This window comes from Actinomadura sp. NEAU-AAG7, from assembly GCF_018603865.1.
In the GTDB taxonomy this organism is placed as follows: Bacteria; Actinomycetota; Actinomycetes; order Streptosporangiales; family Streptosporangiaceae; genus Spirillospora; species Spirillospora litoris.
Genome location: NZ_JAHFZY010000006.1, coordinates 588,489 through 603,808, shown reverse-complemented (window position 1 = coordinate 603,808; position 15,320 = coordinate 588,489). Strand labels below are relative to the sequence as shown.

16 protein-coding genes are annotated in these 15,320 nt (G+C 75.1%); 8 read left to right on the top strand and 8 right to left on the bottom strand.

The features are described from left to right. Positions 1-150: 150 nt before the first annotated feature. Entirely contained in the window at positions 151-1,188 is a 1,038-nt protein-coding gene (locus tag KLI87_RS29245) for an acyl-CoA desaturase (protein ID WP_156216371.1), read from the top strand. 29 nt (positions 1,189-1,217) lie between these two features. Then, entirely contained in the window at positions 1,218-2,036 is an 819-nt protein-coding gene (locus tag KLI87_RS29240) for a DNA-formamidopyrimidine glycosylase family protein (protein WP_214619515.1), read from the top strand. A gap of 13 nt (positions 2,037-2,049) precedes the next feature. Here KLI87_RS29240 and KLI87_RS29235 read toward each other — a convergent pair whose 3' ends face one another. From KLI87_RS29235 to KLI87_RS29210, 6 genes are all read right to left on the bottom strand, one after another. Next, positions 2,050-3,330: a cation:proton antiporter gene (locus tag KLI87_RS29235; protein ID WP_214619514.1), complete on the bottom strand. Its 1,281-nt coding sequence runs from the start codon at positions 3,328-3,330 to the stop codon at positions 2,050-2,052. A gap of 5 nt (positions 3,331-3,335) precedes the next feature. Continuing rightward, positions 3,336-3,818, bottom strand: a complete 483-nt coding sequence (locus KLI87_RS29230) for a cation:proton antiporter regulatory subunit (RefSeq protein WP_214619513.1) — start codon at positions 3,816-3,818, stop codon at positions 3,336-3,338. 128 nt (positions 3,819-3,946) lie between these two features. Next, positions 3,947-5,185 carry an isochorismate synthase MenF gene (locus tag KLI87_RS29225; RefSeq protein ID WP_214619512.1) on the bottom strand — a complete coding sequence of 413 codons (1,239 nt, stop codon included), beginning with the start codon at positions 5,183-5,185 and terminating at the stop codon, positions 3,947-3,949. A gap of 137 nt (positions 5,186-5,322) precedes the next feature. Then, a complete protein-coding gene (locus KLI87_RS29220; protein WP_214619511.1) occupies positions 5,323-5,919 on the bottom strand; it encodes a biotin transporter BioY in 597 nt (198 codons plus the stop codon). 146 nt (positions 5,920-6,065) lie between these two features. Next, on the bottom strand, positions 6,066-6,764 hold the full coding sequence (locus KLI87_RS29215) for a spermidine synthase (RefSeq protein ID WP_214619510.1): 699 nt from the start codon (positions 6,762-6,764) through the stop codon (positions 6,066-6,068). An 81-nt stretch (positions 6,765-6,845) separates the two neighbouring features. Beyond that, complete coding sequence (locus tag KLI87_RS29210) at positions 6,846-7,841, bottom strand: GlxA family transcriptional regulator (protein ID WP_214619509.1); 996 nt, start codon at positions 7,839-7,841, stop codon at positions 6,846-6,848. Positions 7,842-7,991: 150 nt separating this feature from the next. On the opposite strand from KLI87_RS29210, the gene KLI87_RS29205 reads away from it, so the two are divergent. From KLI87_RS29205 to KLI87_RS29185, 5 genes are all read left to right on the top strand, one after another. Further along, on the top strand, positions 7,992-8,765 hold the full coding sequence (locus KLI87_RS29205) for an NAD(P)H-dependent oxidoreductase (protein WP_214619508.1): 774 nt from the start codon (positions 7,992-7,994) through the stop codon (positions 8,763-8,765). Positions 8,766-8,848: 83 nt separating this feature from the next. After that, positions 8,849-9,508, top strand: coding sequence for an HAD family phosphatase (locus KLI87_RS29200; RefSeq protein ID WP_214619507.1), 660 nt, complete (start codon positions 8,849-8,851; stop codon positions 9,506-9,508). 86 nt (positions 9,509-9,594) lie between these two features. Beyond that, positions 9,595-11,250 (top strand): glycoside hydrolase family 10 protein, encoded by a 1,656-nt coding sequence (locus tag KLI87_RS41185; RefSeq protein WP_214619506.1) that lies wholly within the window; start codon positions 9,595-9,597, stop codon positions 11,248-11,250. 56 nt (positions 11,251-11,306) lie between these two features. Then, complete coding sequence (locus KLI87_RS29190; RefSeq protein ID WP_214619505.1) at positions 11,307-11,510, top strand: DUF3040 domain-containing protein; 204 nt, start codon at positions 11,307-11,309, stop codon at positions 11,508-11,510. A 659-nt stretch (positions 11,511-12,169) separates the two neighbouring features. Next, positions 12,170-12,691 (top strand): ATP-binding protein, encoded by a 522-nt coding sequence (locus KLI87_RS29185; RefSeq protein WP_156216379.1) that lies wholly within the window; start codon positions 12,170-12,172, stop codon positions 12,689-12,691. A 324-nt stretch (positions 12,692-13,015) separates the two neighbouring features. Here the strand turns inward: KLI87_RS29185 and KLI87_RS29180 are convergent, their stop codons facing one another. Both KLI87_RS29180 and KLI87_RS29175 read right to left on the bottom strand, forming a co-directional pair. After that, positions 13,016-14,107: a YafY family protein gene (locus KLI87_RS29180; protein WP_214619504.1), complete on the bottom strand. Its 1,092-nt coding sequence runs from the start codon at positions 14,105-14,107 to the stop codon at positions 13,016-13,018. 49 nt (positions 14,108-14,156) lie between these two features. Next, positions 14,157-14,810 carry a class I SAM-dependent methyltransferase gene (locus KLI87_RS29175; protein WP_214619503.1) on the bottom strand — a complete coding sequence of 218 codons (654 nt, stop codon included), beginning with the start codon at positions 14,808-14,810 and terminating at the stop codon, positions 14,157-14,159. Between the two features lie 38 nt (positions 14,811-14,848). On the opposite strand from KLI87_RS29175, the gene KLI87_RS29170 reads away from it, so the two are divergent. Then, a complete protein-coding gene (locus KLI87_RS29170; protein WP_214619502.1) occupies positions 14,849-15,316 on the top strand; it encodes a MerR family transcriptional regulator in 468 nt (155 codons plus the stop codon). Positions 15,317-15,320 lie beyond the last annotated feature (4 nt).

Below are 15,320 nucleotides of genomic sequence, written 5' to 3'. Positions count from 1 at the left end.
TCAGATGGCCATGGTGCTGTGGCGTGAGGTGACCGGGACCTGCGAGCCAGGTCAGGGATGGCTCCCTAGCGTGGCGACCGCGGGGGTGCACGCTCCGTAGCTTTGCGGTGCGCCCCGCGGTGGGGCGTGCCCCCTGCGATAGGAGCCTTCATGCCCGCGATCCTCGACGCCCCGTCCGCGCGTGCCGGTCGGGAGGGGGGCGGCAGCGACTTCACGCCGCTGGCGCGGCGGGTTCGGGAGAGCGGATTGCTGGAGCGGCGTCCCGGCTACTACGGGCGGGCGATCGGTCTGAACCTGGCCGCGACGGCGGCGTTGTGGGCGGCGGTGGCGTTCGCGGGCGGGTCGTGGTGGGTGGTGCTGCTGGCGGTTCCGCTGGCGGTGGTGTCGACGCGGACGGCGTTCCTGGGGCATGACGCGGGGCATCGGCAGATCGCGGGGTCGGCGCGGGCGAATCGGTTGCTGGGGTTGGCGTTGGGGAATCTGCTGTTGGGGATGGGGCATGGGTGGTGGAGCGACAAGCACAACCGGCATCACGCGAATCCGAACCATGTGGGGAAGGACCCGGATGTGGGGGAGGGCGTGCTGGCGTGGACGCGGGAGCAGGCGGTGCGGCAGCGGGGGCCGCTGCGGTGGGTGGCGCGGCATCAGGCGGCGTTGTTCTTTCCGCTGCTGACGCTGGAGGGCTTCAACCTGAAGATCGGTAGTGCGTTGTTCCTGCGGGAGCGCGGGCGGCGTGAGCGGCTGGTGGAGGGCGGGCTGCTCGTGCTGCACGCGGTGGGGTATCTGGGGTTGGTGTTCGCGTTGCTGAGCCCGGGGAAGGCCGTGGTGCTGGTGCTGTTGCACCAGGCGCTGTTCGGGGTGCATCTGGGGAGTGTGTTCGCGCCGAACCACAAGGGGATGGCGATGCCGGAGCCGGGTGCGCGGTGGGGTCATCTGCGTCGGCAGGTGCTGACGTCGCGGAACGTGCGGGGCGGTGCGGTGACGGACTGGTTGATGGGCGGGTTGAACTACCAGATCGAGCATCATCTGTTCCCGAGCGTTCCGCGGTGCAATCTGCGGCGGGTGCAGCCGCTGGTGCGTGAGCACTGCGCGAGGTTGGGGCTGCCGTTCGCGGAGGCGGGGCTGGTGGAGTCGTACCGGTTGGCGCTGGGTCACATGCGTGAGGTGGGGGAGCCGTTGCGGGGGTGAGGAACCGCTGAGAGCCCTATGCTGGGCGGGTGCCTGAGGGACACACCGTTCATCGTCTGGCCGCCGAGCATCAGCGGATGTTCGGCGGCCGTGTCGTGGGCGCGGTGAGTCCGCAGGGGCGTTTCGCGGAGGGCGCGGCGGCGGTGGACGGGCAGGTGCTGGAGGGCGCGGACGCGCACGGGAAGCATCTGCTGCTGCGGTTGGCGGACGAGCGGTCGGTGCATGTCCATCTGGGGATCTACGGGAAGTATGTGTTCGGGGGGTTGCCGGCGCCGGAGCCGGTGGGTGTGGTGCGGCTGCGGTTGACGGGGGAGGCGCATCACGCGGATCTGCGCGGGCCGAACGTGTGCGAGTTGTTGGAGCCGGGCGGGGTGAAGTTGCTGCGTGACCGGTTGGGGCCTGATCCGTTGCGGGCGGACGGTGATCCGGGGCGGGCGTGGCGGCGGATCTCGCGGACGCGGACGCCGATCGCGGTGTTGTTGATGGATCAGTCGGTGGTGGCGGGTCCGGGGAACATCTACCGGGCGGAGGTGCTGTTCCGGCAGGGGGTGGATCCGCGGTTGCCGGGTCGGCGGTTGTCGGCGGAGCGGTGGGGTGCGATCTGGGACGACCTGGTGGTGTTGATGGCGGAGGGGGTGCGGGCGGGGCGGATCGACACGGTGCGTCCGGAGCACACGCCGGAGGCGATGGGGCGTCCGCCGCGGGTGGATGGTCATGGTGGTGAGGTGTATGTGTACCGGCGGGCGGGGCAGCCGTGTCTGGTGTGCGGTGGGGTGGTGCGGACGGTGGAGGTGGCGTCGCGGAACCTGTTCTGGTGCCCGGTGTGCCAGCCGCCGGGGCGGGGTTGAGGCGGCGGGGGCGTCAGTGGGCGGGTGAGGCGGCGTCGTCGGCGTCCTGGGTGTCGGCGGTGGGTGTGGTGGTGGTCGCGGTGGTGGTTGCGGTGGGGATCTCGTCGTCGGTTTGCGGTGGGGTGGTGCGGCGGCGGGTCCGGTGTGCGCGGAGGGCGCGGGCGGTGGGTTCGGCGGCGCGGGCGAGGACGGGTCCGGTGACGGCGAGGATGAGGACGTAGGCGGCGGCGAGGGGGCCGAGGCGGGGGTTGGTGCCGGCGGTGACGGCGAGTCCGGCGATGACGATGTTGAATTCGCCGCGGGGGACGAGGGCGGTGCCGGCGCGGATGCGTCCGGTGGTGGCGACGCCGGCGCGGCGTGCGGCGAGCCATCCGGTGGTGAGTTTGGTGGCGGTGCCGAGGAGGGCGAGGGCGGCGGCGACGCCGAGGACGGGTGGGAGGTCGGCGGGGTCGGTGTGGAGGCCGAAGAAGACGAAGAAGACGGCGGCGAAGAGGTCGCGGAGGGGGGCGAGGAGTTTCTGGGCGGTGTGGGCGAGGGGGCCGGACAGGGCGATGCCGACGAGGAAGGCGCCGACGGCGGCGGAGACCTGGAGGTGTTGGGCGATGCCGGCGACGAGGAGGGTGAGGCCGAGGACTTTGAGGAGGAGGACTTCTTCGCTGGGGCTGGCGACGAAGCGTTCGACGAGGGTGCCGTGGCGGAGGGCGATGTAGAGGATGGCGGTGATGGTGGCGGCGGCGATGGCGAGGGCGGTGGCGCCGCCGAGGAGCCCGGCGCCGGCGAGCAGGGCGGTGAGGATGGGGAGGTAGGCGGCCATCGCGAGGTCTTCGAAGACGAGGACGGACAGGACGGCGGGGGTTTCGCGGTTGCCGAGCCAGCCGAGGTCGCCGACGACTTTGGCGGTGATGCCGGAGGAGGTGACGTAGGTGATGCCGCCCATGGCGACGGCGGCGACGGGGCCCCAGCCGAGGAGGAGGGCGGCGGCGACGCCGGGGGTGGCGTTGAGGAGGAGGTCGGCGAGGCCGACGGGTGCGGAGGTGCGGAGGGTGCCGACGAGTTCGTCGGCGGTGTATTCGAGGCCGAGGGTGAACAGCAGCAGGATGACGCCGACCTCTGCGCCGGTGGCGACGAAGTCCTCGCTGGTGGTGAGGGGGTAGACGCCGCCTGATCCGAAGGCGAGGCCGGCGATGAGGTAGAGGGGGATGGGGGAGATGGAGAACCGTACGGAGATCGCGCCGAGCATGCCGAGGGCGAGGATGATCGCGCCGAGTTCGATGAGCTGGAGCGTGGAGTGCATGCGGGTCAGCCGTCGGTGAGGATCCGTGCGACGGCGGCGGTGCCCTCGTCGGTGCCGACGACGACGATGGTGTCGCCGGCGGTGAAGGTGAAGTCGGGGCGGGGGCTGGCGATGACGTGGCCGTCGCGGACGACGGCGACGATGGAGGCGCTGGTGCGGGTGCGGGCGCGGGTGTCGGCGAGGGGGCGTCCGTCGTAGGGGGAGCCGGGGGTGATGGGGAGTTGTTCGGTGACGAGGCCGTCGACCTGGCGGTGGAGTTCGGCGAGGTGTTCGATGATGCGTCCGGTGCCGAGGAGTTCGGCGATGGCGTTGGCCTCGTCGGGGGTGAGGATGACGGCGGCGGTGCAGCTGTCGGGGTCGTCCTTGTCGTAGACGACGAGGTCGCGGCGTCCGGTGCGGTGGGAGATGACGCCGACGCGGCGGCCGCGGCCGGTGGTCATGGTGTGTTGCAGGCCGATGCCGGGTAGTGCGGTGCGTTCGACGTCCACGTTGTTCGGGTCCCTCCGCTCGGTGCCGGTGTCCGCCCGTGCATGATCGCAGATCGTTGGGGGTGCTCTGACCTGGGGCGGTCTGGGGAGCGGGGCCCCCGGGGGGCGGGGCGGGGCTGGTGCGGGGGTCAGCCTTGGAGGGCGTGGCGCATGGCGCCGAACTTGGTGTGGGCTTCGGCGAGTTCGGCGGCGGGGTCGGAGTCGGCGACGATGCCGCAGCCGGCGAACAGGCGGGCGCGGGTGCCGTCGATCTGGGCGCAGCGCAGCGCGATGCCCCATTCGCCGTCGCCGCGGGCGTCGACCCAGCCGACGGGTCCGGCGTAGCGGCCGCGGTCCATGCCTTCGAGTTCGCGGATGAGGTCGAGGGCGGTGGGGGTGGGGGTGCCGGCGACGGCGGGGGTGGGGTGGAGGGCGGCGACGACGTCCAGGACGGAGCGGTCGGCGGTGAGGTGGCCGCGGACGGGGGAGGCGAGGTGGATGAGGTTGGGGAGGGTGAGGAGTTCGGGTTCGGCGGGGACGTGGAGGTGGGAGCAGAGGGGGGTGAGGGCGTCGCGGACCATTTCGGCGGCGTAGCGGTGTTCTTCGCGGTCCTTGGCGGAGTCGAAGAGGCGGTCGGCGCGGGCGGTGTCGTCGGTGGGGGTGGTGCCGCGTGCGGTGGTGCCGGCGAGGACGAGGGATTCGATGTGGCCGCCGGTGCGGCGGATGAGGAGTTCGGGGGTGGCGCCGACGAGTCCGGCGCAGGAGAAGGTGTAGCAGGCGGGGAAGCGGTCGGCGAGGCGGCGGAGCAGGACGCGGGCGTCGATGGGTTCGCCGGCGTGGACGGTGAGGTCGCGGGCGAGGACGACCTTGCCGAGGTGGCCGTCGCGGATGCGGGTGACGGCGGTGGCGACGGCGCTTTCCCAGGCGGGGGCGGGGAGTGCCCCGTCGCTCCAGGTGAGGGTGGTGGGTGCGGTGGGGGGGCGGAGGAGGGTGGGGCCGGGGGCCTGGTCGGTGCCGATGGTGGTGAGCCAGGCGTGGCCGTCGCGGCGTCCGAGGACGTGGCGGGGGACGATGAGGACGGAGTCGTCGGAACGGGGGTCGAAGCCGAATCCGCCGAAGGCGACGGGGCCGGTGCCGGGGACGGCGACCTGGTCGTCGATGTCGGCGGCGGCGAAGATGTCGTGGAGCAGGCGGGTGGCGGTGGTGAACCGGTCGGGGCCGCCGGGGAGGGTGAGGCGGGCGGCCTCGCCCCAGCCGACGAGTCCCTCGCCGTGGCGGACCCAGGCCAGCGCGGCGGGGTGGGGGAGGCCCGAGATCAGGTCGCCCGGGTCGGGGACCGGGACGGTGCGGACGGACAGGCGGTCCGGTGCTGTCACGGCGAGCTTCACGCGAGCCACTCTACGCCAGATTTGAACCTGTTCAAACAGGCGGGGTCGGGGAGCGCGGTGAGGTGTCCGCCACACCCGCCCCTCACTCCCGCCCCTCCCGCGCGCCGTCCGCGGGAGGGGCGGGGTGGGAAGAGGGGTCAGGCGGCGCGGTCGCGGGAGGCGCCGGTGAGGCGCCACGCGGCGGGGAGCAGGCCCGCCGCCAGCAGCACCTTCAGCGCGTCGCCCGCCAGGAACGGGGTGACGCCGAGGTGCAGGGCGCGGCCGAGGTCCACGTCCAGCGAGGCCATCAGGTAGGGGACGCCCGCCGCGTACATGACGACGGTGCCGGCGAGCATCGTCGCGACCGTCCGGGCGGGGGTGCGGTCGCCGCCGCGTTCGGCGAGCCGGCCGACCAGCGCGGCGGCGACGACGAAGCCGATCACGTAGCCGAGGGTGGGCGCGGTGGTGCCGGACGCGCCGTCGACGAACCAGGGGACGCCCGCCATCCCGGCGAGCAGGTAGACGATCATGCCGAGGCCGGCGCGGCTCCAGCCGAGCGCGGCGCCCGCCAGCAGCACCGCGAAGGTCTGTCCCGACACCGGGACCGGGGTGCCCGGCAGCGGCACCGCGATCTGCGCGGCGACGCCGACGAGGGCGGCCGCGCCGGCGACGAGCGCGGCGTCGCGGGCCAGGGAACCGGGCAGCAGGTCGACCAGGACGGCGGGGCGCCGCTGGGCCGCGTGGGCAGTAGCCACTGATCCTCCCAAGGGGTGTTGTCGGTTCGAAACCTAGCGAACCGCCCATCCGGGGCGGATACCCCGGCCCCGGGGGAACATCCGGGCGGCGGGGAAAACTCCCCTCCCCGAGCGGGCCCCGAGGCGGGCGCGAGGCGGGCGCGAGGTCAGGCGGGGCGGGGGCCGCGCGCGAGGTAGACGACGTCGGGTTCGCCGCGCGGGACGGGCACCGGCCGGGCGGTGACGGCGGTGAACCGGTCGCGCAGCAGCGCCTCGAAGCGGGGCGCGGCGTGCGCGCTCCAGACCGCGAGGACGCCGCGCGGGGTCAGCCGCGCGGTGAGGGCGGACAGGCCCGCCGCGTCGTACAGCTGGGCGTTGCCGGGGGTGACGGTCCAGTCGGGGCCGTTGTCGATGTCCAGGCACAGCGCGTCGAAGGCGCCGGTGGCGGGGGAGGCGAGGACGTCGACGAGGTCGGCCTGCTCCACGGTGACGCGGGGGTCGTTCAGCGCGTCGCGCGACCAGGGGCGCAGGTGGGTGCGGTGCCAGGCGATCACCGCCGGTTCGCGTTCGACGACCCGGACGTGCGCGACGCCGGGGGTCGCCAGCGCCTCGGCGAGGGAGAACCCGACGCCCAGCCCGCCGATCAGCACCCGGACCGGCGCGTCCAGGCCCTCGGCGGCGGCGCGGACCAGCAGCCGCTCGGACTCGCCGTTGCGGGTGTCCATCAGGAACACCCCGTTCTCGATGATCTCGAAGTCGGTGCCGGAGCGGCGCAGCACCAGCTCCCCGCCCAGCCCGGCGGAGCGCTCCACCACCTCCGGCTCCGCCGGCGGGGAGGTTCGGGGTGCGTGCGGTGCCACGTCCATGCCCTCGACCCTAACGGCCTGCGGGGCCCGCGGCGCCGGGCACGCCCGCCGCCCGCGGGAGGTGATCGCCATGCGCGGCGGTCAGGGGGCGCGGGGGCCGCGGAACGTCGCCCGGTAGGCGCTCGGCGACACCCCCAGCTCGGCGCGCAGCCGCACCCGCAGCGACGCCGCCGACCCCAGCCCCGACCGCTCGGCGACCCGGTCGACGGGCAGGTCGGTCTCCTCCAGCAGTTGCAGCGCCCGCTCCATCCGCCGCCGCGCCAGCCACTGCGACGGCGACATCCCCGACTCCTCCCGGAACCGGCGCGTGAACGTCCGCACGCTCATCGACTCCCGCGCCGCCAGCTCGGCCAGGCCCACCCGCCGGTCCAGGTGCTCCAGCGCCCACGCCCGCGCCGCGGCCGTCGAGGACACCCGCGGCTCGGCGACCGGGCGCGCCACGAACTGCGCCTGCCCGCCCTCCCGGTGCGGCGGCACCACCGTGCGGCGCGCCACGTCCGCGGCCACCGCCGCGCCGTGGTCGCGGCGGATCATGTGCAGGCACAGGTCGATGCCCGCCGCCTCCCCGGCCGAGGTGAGCACCGCGCCCTCGTCGGCGTACAGGACGGAGGGGTCCAGCCGCACCCCCGGGAACATCTCCGCGAACCGCCCGGTCGACAGCCAGTGCGTCGTGGCCCGCCGCCCCTCCAGCAGGCCCGCCGCCGCCAGCACGAACGCGCCCGTGCAGATCGAGGCGATCCGCTCCGCGCCCGACGCGGCCACCGCCGCCGGGACCGGCCCCTCCCCGGGGCGCGACTCGTCCAGCTCGTGCGAGGCGGGCACCAACACCGTGCCCGCGCCGCGCACCGCCTCCAGCCCGTGCTCGGCCATCACCGCGAAGTCGGCGCTGGTGCGCACCGGCCCCGGTTCGGCCGCGCACGTCACCACCTCATACAGCGGCGCCCCCGCCGCCGACCTGGCCTGCCCGAACAGCTGGTGCACGATGCCCAGCTCCATCGGCAGCACACCGTCGCGCACCACCACCGCCACCCGATGCGCCACCCGATGCCGCTCCCGCGCCGCCCCCCGGCCGTTCATGGCCCGATCCTCGCACAGGACGGCCCGCGGGCCACTGACGCCCGCGCCGCCGCCCCGGGCAGCATCGACTCCACCGGCTCCGACCGGCTCCGACCGGCTCCGACCAACCGCACCGGCCTCACCCGACCTCCGTCACCGAAGGGCCCACCGATGAACGTCCTGTGGATCTTCGCGCACCCCGAGCGGCGCTCCCTCAACGGCGCGCTGCGCGACCACGGCCTGGCCACCCTGCGCGGCCTCGGCCACTCCGTCCGCCAGTCCGACCTGTACGCGATGGGCTGGAACCCCCTGGTCACCCCCGCCGACCACCGCCACGACCCGCGCGAGCGCTTCCGGGTCGGCGCCGCGTCCGAGCGCGCCCACGCCACCGGCGCCCTCAGCGCCGACATCCGCGCCGAACACGACAAGATCGCCTGGGCGGACGCGCTCGTCCTGCAGTTCCCCCTGTGGTGGTACGGGATGCCCGCCATCCTCAAGGGCTGGTTCGACCGCGTGTTCGTCCAGGGCTTCGCGTTCGGCGTCACCGACGGCGCGGGCCGCACCCGCCGCTACGGCGACGGCGGCCTGGCCGGGCGGCGCGCCCTCGTCGTCACCACCGCCGGCGCCCGCCCCACCGGCCTCGGCCCGCGCGGCGTCCACGGCGACACCGCGCAGCTGCTGTTCCCCCTCCTGCACGGGACGCTCTGGTACACCGGCATGCGCGTCCTGCCGCCCCTGCTCATCCCCGGCGCCGACCGCGCCGGACCCGCCGACCACGCCGGCGCAGCCGCCGCGCTCGACCGGCGGCTGCGGGGCCTGCCCACCGACCCGCCGCTGCCCTACCGCACCGAGGCCGGCGGCGACTACGACGACGACCTCGTCCTGCGCCCCGACCTGGCGCCCGGCCGCACCGACCTCGGCGTCCACCTCACCACCCCCACCTGACACCGCGCCCGGCCCCCGCGGGTATCGCCGTGTACCGCCCGCCCTGGTAGAAAGTCCGGGGATCTTCGAGACGGGGGGACGCGATGGTGTGGGTGGTCTTCGACTACGGCGAGGTCATCTGCCACCGGCCGCCCGGCGACAGCGCCGACCGGCTGCCGCGCGCCCTCGCCGCCGACCCCGCCGCGTTCTGGGACGCCTACTGGGACGGCCGCGAACCCTACGACCGCGGCGCCGTCGACGCCGCCGGCTACTGGGACGGGCTGTGCGAGCACCTCACCGCCGCCGGGCACACCGGCCACCCCGCCCGCGTCACCGGCACCGGCACCGGCACCGGGGACGGCGACGGGCTGCTCCACACCCTCGTCGGCCTCGACATCGACATGTGGTCCCACCTCAACCCCGGCACCCTCACCGTCCTGGACGACCTCGCCGCCCGGGACGTGCCGCTGGCGCTGCTGTCCAACGCGCCGCGCGAGCTGGCCCGCGACATCGACGGCCGGCCCTGGTCCGCGCGGTTCCGCCGCCGGTTCTACAGCGCCGACCTGAACCTCACCAAACCCGACCCCCGCATCTACCGGCACGTCGCCGACGCCCTCGCCGTCCCGCCCGCCGAGCTGGTGTTCGTCGACGACCGGCAGGTGAACGTCGACGCCGCCCGCGACGCCGGCCTGCGCGCCCACCTGTACACCGGCACCGCCGCCCTCCGCCGCGACCTGGACCTCCCCGCCACCACCGCCCGCTGACACGGCGGCGGGTGAGGCGGCCGGTGACACGCGCGGATCGCCGTTCCGTACGTACCACCGCAACGAGTAGGTGACAATGGCTCGCTATGGCATGGGGAGTGAGGACGCGGATCCAGGCGGCGGCGGGTCGACCCGCCGCCGCGGCGCTGACGGCGGCGCTGACGGCGGCGCTGGCCGGCTGCGGCCTGCCCGCCCTCGGCGGCACCGACGAACGCGGCGCCGGCGATCCCGTCGGCCCCGAGGCCAAGGCCGAATGCCCCGCCGTGCCGGCCCCCGGCGACTCCAAGGCGCGGCAGCTGCGCGCCATGTGGATCGCGACCGTCACCGGCATCGACTGGCCCAAGGACACGGGCCTGCCCGCCGAGCGGCAGAAGGCCGACTTCGTCAAGCTCCTCGACACCGCCGCGGCGATGAACCTCAACGCCGTCGTCGTCCAGATCCGCCCCAACTCCGACGCGTTCTACCCCTCCCCCTACGAGCCGTGGTCCCAGTGGATCACCGGGACGCAGGGCAAGGACCCCGGCTACGACGTCCTGGCGTTCATGCTGAAGGAGGCGCACGCCCGCAACCTGGAGTTCCACGCCTGGTTCAACCCCTACCGCGTCAGCCGCCAGGACGACCTGAACAAGCTCGCGCCGACCAGCCCCGCCCGCCGCCACCCCGACTGGGTCCGCAAGTACGGCAGCGGCCTGTGGTACGACCCGGGGCTCCCGCAGGTGCGGGACCTGGCCACCAAGGCCGTCCTGGACGTCGTCACCAAGTACGACATCGACGCCGTCCACTTCGACGACTACTTCTACCCCTACCCCGAGTCCGGCGAGTTCCCCGACACCGCCACCTACAAAGCCTTCGGCGGCGGCATGAAACGCGGCGACTGGCGCCGCCAGAACGTCAACACCCTCGTGCGGACCCTCTCCCAGAAGATCCACCAGACCAAGCCCTGGGTGCGGTTCGGGATCAGCCCCTTCGGCGTCTGGCGCAACAAGACCACCGACCCCGCCGGGTCGGCCACCAGCGCCCTGCAGAGCTACGACGACATCTACGCCGACACCCGCACCTGGATCCGCGAACGCTGGATCGACTACGTCACCCCCCAGCTGTACTGGCCGATCGGCGACCGCCGCGCCGACTACGCCGAACTCGTGCGCTGGTGGGCCCGGCAGGTCCAGGGCACCGGCGTGCAGCTGACCATCGGGCAGGGCGCCTACCGCGTCGGCGAGGACGCCACCTGGAAGAAACCCGCCGAGCTGTCCCGCCACCTCACCCTCAACGCCGCCCACCCGCAGGTGCGCGGCGACGTGTTCTTCTCCGCCTCCGACCTGGCCTCCAACCGCCGCGGGTTCGCCGCCCGCATCCGCCGCGACCACTACGCCCGCCCCGCCATCCCCCCGCCCGCCGACCCCGCCGACCCCGCCGCTCCCGGTGGCGGCGGCGCGGTGGCGGCGAAGGCGCCGCCGGCCGTCCAGGACGTCCAGGCCACCGCCGAGGGCACGGGCGTCCGCGTCCGGTGGCGGCCCGCGCGGGACGCCACCTCCTACGCCGTCTACCGCGCCGACGGCCGGCGCCCCGAATGCGCGCCCGTCGACCCCGCCCGCCTCATCGCCGACGTCCGCGCCGACGCCGTCATCGACCCCACCGCCAAGCCCGGCCGCGCCTACACCTACTACGTCACCGCGCTGGACCGCCTCCACCACGAAAGCGCACCCGCGCGCGGCGCAACGGTTACCGCACCCGGGGGATAATGATCTTGCTCTGTGGGCAGGAACCAGACACCTGAACGCCCCCGGAGGTATAGAGCATGGCGCTGTCGATGGAGGAGCAGCGGATCCTCACACAGATCGAGGTCCGCCTGAGCGAGGACGATCCCCGGCTGGCCCAGCGCCTCTCCCGGCTCGGCCGGGCCCGCACCACCCGCCGCGTCCGGGTGATCGCGGCCATCGTGATCACCGCCGTCGTGGTCCTCGCCGCGGCCGCCGGCGCCGCCATCGCCGCGATGTCCTAGATGCGCATCGCACCGCGCACCCGGCGCGCCGCACCGCGCACCGCCCGTCGGCGGCCCTCCCGGCCCCGCACCCACACCGGCGCCCGGCCCCGCGCCCACGCCCCTCCGCCGCGCCGCACGGCGCCGCCCGCGTGACCCACGCGTACAAACGCCGAGGCCCCGGCGAGATCAGATCTCGCCGGGGCCCCGACGCTTAGGCCGGTGTGGTGGTCGCCTCACGGCGAAAGGCACAACGGAGCTCCAGCCCGGACGGACCGGCGGTATTCCCCGAAGGCGTTGTGTAGAGCCCGGGGGACACAAGCCACACCGACATCCCCCACCCTAACGGCTACCGGCCCGTGCTCATTCCACCGGTCCCCGCGTGTCACGATCACCTCACCCGCGGGTGAGGCCCGCCTTGACCCGTGCACCACGCCCCCCGGCGATGCGTCCCACTATCCGAACGGACGCGGGAAAAGAGGGACCTGTCCCAGGATCGGCCGTGACGGCGCGCGGAGGCACCGCCACGGCCGGGTATGACCACCATGGCCGCCGCCGACACGGGGAACTGTCGGCGCGGCGATATCCGCGGGCCCGGCCCCTTACCGCGGCGTCGGCGGGGAACAAGCCTGTTGAGGCCGCTGACCTGCGGAAACCGCAACAGGTGAGGAGACGGGGCATTGGGAACCAAAGAACTCGGCATCGACGACACCGGTGGCGGGCCCACCGGGGGCCCCACCGGCCACGACCACCACCCCGACCATCCCGGCCATCCCGGCCGCGCCGACCACCGGCGGGCCGCCTGGGAACTGGACGCCGACACCCGCGCCGCGTCCCACGCCCGCGCCCTCACCGGGCGCGCCCTGCGCGACTGGCAGGTCACCGACCCCGCCGACGTCGACGACATCATCCTCATCGTCGACGAACTGGTCACCAACGCGATCGTGCACGGCACCGGGCCCGTCCGCCTCACCCTGACCCTGGACGGCCCGGCCCTCACCGGCGAGATCGGCGACAACGACCCCGCCGCGCCCGCGGCCCCCGGCGGCCCGCCCCGCGTCCTGGACTGGGCCGAGGCCGGCCGCGGCCTCCTGCTCGTCACCGCCCTGGCCACCGAGTTCGGCGCCCACCCCGACGGCACCGGCAAGACCGTCTGGTTCACCCGCCTCCTCACCCCCCTCAACGGCCACACCGCCAACTGAACCCGCCAACCGACACCCGCCCGACCACCCGCCCGCCCGCCTCAGGACGCGTCCACCGCGCTCCCCCCGGCGCCCCAGCCGAACAGCGGACACCACCGGCGTCCGCCGCGTCCCGCACCACCCGCCAGCCAGCCGCACGGGCCGGCCCGCCCGAGCGGCCCCACCGGCGCGCCTTTGCCGACGTCGCCGGAAGACGCAGGGCCGCGGACACCGCCGCGCCGACAGCCCCGCGCCGGTCGCCCGGCGCGGCCCGCCGCTCCCGCCCCCGACCGCGCCTCCACCGCGCCCCCACGGAGGCGCGCGTGGGCCGGGGACGCGCGCGGGTCAGGCCTGGAGGGGGCAGCGGTCGACGACCCAGACGCCCTCCTCGTCCTCCGACACCGGGACGGGCGGGTCATCGGACAGCCGGTCCAGATGCCACTCGATGTGGGCCAGCGGACCGCGCCAACCCGCCAGCAGGTCCGCCAGCGGACGCGGCATCCCCGGCGGGCCGAACGGGCGCGGATCGGGCAGGTCCTCCTCCCACAGCCCGTCGTCGCAGTCGGCCGCCCAGTGCGCCGCCGCCTCCAGCACCTCCCGCAGGTCGCGGGCCAGATCACCGAGCGAGCGCAGCGCCATCGCGTCCTGGATCATCCGCTCCCGCCGCTCATAGGGCAGATCCCGGTCGAACTCCGGCGGGAACGGCGGACGGCGCCCCTCCAGCACCGGGTCCGCATCGGTCGCCGCCGCGCGGACCGCCGCCACCTGCCAGCGCGTCCACTCCGCCAGATGCCCCAGCACACCGCGCAGCGCCGCCGCGCCCTCCCCGCCGCCCCGGACCTCCGCCGTCACCTCCCGCAGCCGGGACCGGACGAACTCCACCCGGTCCAGCGTCCACGCGCGCGCCCGCGCCGCGCCCGCCGGGCCCCGCGGCATCGGCACCCGCAGCGCCGCCAGCAGATCGTCCAGATCGCGGACCTCCGCGCCCCGCCCCGACAGGAACGCCGCCCCGACCCGGTCCAACCGGAACATGCGCGGCCCGTCCCGCATCCGGCACCACCCCACCAGGTACTCCCCGTAGGGGGCGACGACCAGGCCGTGCGCCTCCACGTCCCGGAAGCTGCGCGCGCCGGCCTGGTCGGTGTAGGCGAGCCGCACCACCCGCCGCGTCCGCACCGCCTCGGCGAGGGTGTCGTGCACCGGGCCCATCAGCGACGCCACCTCGCTCAGCGCCTCCGGCGGCGTTGCCTCCGGCAGGACGTGGCCGCCCCGGACCGACCTCACCGGCAGCCCGCCGTGGGTGAGCAGCTCCAGGTCGCGGCGGACGGTCCGCTCGCTCACCCCCAGCCGACCCGCGAGGGCGGCGGAGTCCACCGGCTCCGGCGAGGCCGCCCGCAGCTCGGCGACCAGCGCCAGCAACCGATCCACGCGATCCACCACCCCATCGTGACCCCCCGCACCGGCGATCCACCGTGGCGCGAAGGTCTCAACCCCCTTCACCGCAGGCCGGGGCGGTGGCGAGCACGCACGCGGCGGGCGGGTCCAGCTCCAGGGTCTCGACCCGGACGCCGGTGAAGCCCGCGCGGGTGAGCATCTCCCGCAGCTCCCCGGCCGCGCGGGCCGTGGTGGCGCGGGTGGCGCCGGGGCAGCGGGGCTGGCTGACCAGCGCGACCCGCCCCCCGGCGCGCAGCAGCCCCCGCAGCTCCACCAGCCGCGCCACCGGGTCCGGCCAGAACCCCGCCGAGTTGACCGCCAGGACCGCGTCCAGCGGGCCGCCGAAGTCCGGCAGCCCCTCCACCGGCGCGCACCGCAGCCGCACCCGGCCGGCGCGGACGGCGGCGGCGTTGCGGCGCGCGGCGTGCCGGACCATCGCCCGCGAATGGTCCACCCCGAACACCACGCCCCCGGGCGCGCGCGCCGCGAGCGCCGCGAGGGCGATCCCGGGACCGAACCCGATCTCCAGGACCCGGTCGGCGGGCCCCACCTCCAGCAGCCCCACCGCCCACACGTTCCGCCTCCGGTTGGAGGGCCGCAGGGCGAACATCCACCCGTTCGCCCACCCGACCGCGCCCCGCGGGCGGTGGGCCTGACCCACCAGGTACCTGATCGCGCGCCGTTTCAGCGCCGTTCCCCTCCGCATGATCGCCAGTGAAGGGCTTCAAGTACGGTTGAAGTCAAATGAGCGAGCCCCTGACGATCGGCGGCCTGGCGGCCCGCACCGGCGTCGCCGCGTCCGCGCTGCGCTACTGGGAGGGCCTCGGCCTGCTCCCGGCCCCCGAACGGGTCTCGGGGCAGCGCCGCTACCCGGCCTCGGCGGCCCGGCTCGTCGGGGTCATCGTCGCGCTCCGCCGCGTCGGGTTCACCCTGCGGGAGATCGAGGCGTTCCGCCCCCCCAGCGCCCCGGGCGGCGACGGATGGCGGTTGTTGTACCAGGCCAAACTCGCCGAACTGGACGAGCGGATCGCGCAGGCCCAGGCGGCGCGCACCGCCATCGCCCACGGCCTGGCCTGCCCGCACGAGGACATCCGCGACTGCGCCGCCTTCACCGCCGGCGCCGACGCGCTCCTGGCGGGACACACCCTCGAACAAGCCCACGAACAGGCCCACGAGCAGGCCCACACCCGCGCGCGGGCGCGGCCGCGCTGACCCC

What these genes read in the sequence shown, in the direction of transcription:
- KLI87_RS29245 (WP_156216371.1), top strand. Translation starts at nt 151, where the DNA reads ATGCCCGCGATCCTCGACGCCCCGTCCGCGCGTGCCGGTCGGGAGGGG.
- KLI87_RS29235 (WP_214619514.1), bottom strand. Translation starts at nt 3,330, where the DNA reads ATGCACTCCACGCTCCAGCTCATCGAACTCGGCGCGATCATCCTCGCC.
- KLI87_RS29215 (WP_214619510.1), bottom strand. Translation starts at nt 6,764, where the DNA reads ATGGACGTGGCACCGCACGCACCCCGAACCTCCCCGCCGGCGGAGCCG.
- KLI87_RS29210 (WP_214619509.1), bottom strand. Translation starts at nt 7,841, where the DNA reads ATGAACGGCCGGGGGGCGGCGCGGGAGCGGCATCGGGTGGCGCATCGG.
- KLI87_RS29205 (WP_214619508.1), top strand. Translation starts at nt 7,992, where the DNA reads ATGAACGTCCTGTGGATCTTCGCGCACCCCGAGCGGCGCTCCCTCAAC.
- KLI87_RS29200 (WP_214619507.1), top strand. Translation starts at nt 8,849, where the DNA reads ATGGTGTGGGTGGTCTTCGACTACGGCGAGGTCATCTGCCACCGGCCG.
- KLI87_RS41185 (WP_214619506.1), top strand. Translation starts at nt 9,595, where the DNA reads ATGGCATGGGGAGTGAGGACGCGGATCCAGGCGGCGGCGGGTCGACCC.
- KLI87_RS29190 (WP_214619505.1), top strand. Translation starts at nt 11,307, where the DNA reads ATGGCGCTGTCGATGGAGGAGCAGCGGATCCTCACACAGATCGAGGTC.
- KLI87_RS29175 (WP_214619503.1), bottom strand. Translation starts at nt 14,810, where the DNA reads ATGCGGAGGGGAACGGCGCTGAAACGGCGCGCGATCAGGTACCTGGTG.
- KLI87_RS29170 (WP_214619502.1), top strand. Translation starts at nt 14,849, where the DNA reads ATGAGCGAGCCCCTGACGATCGGCGGCCTGGCGGCCCGCACCGGCGTC.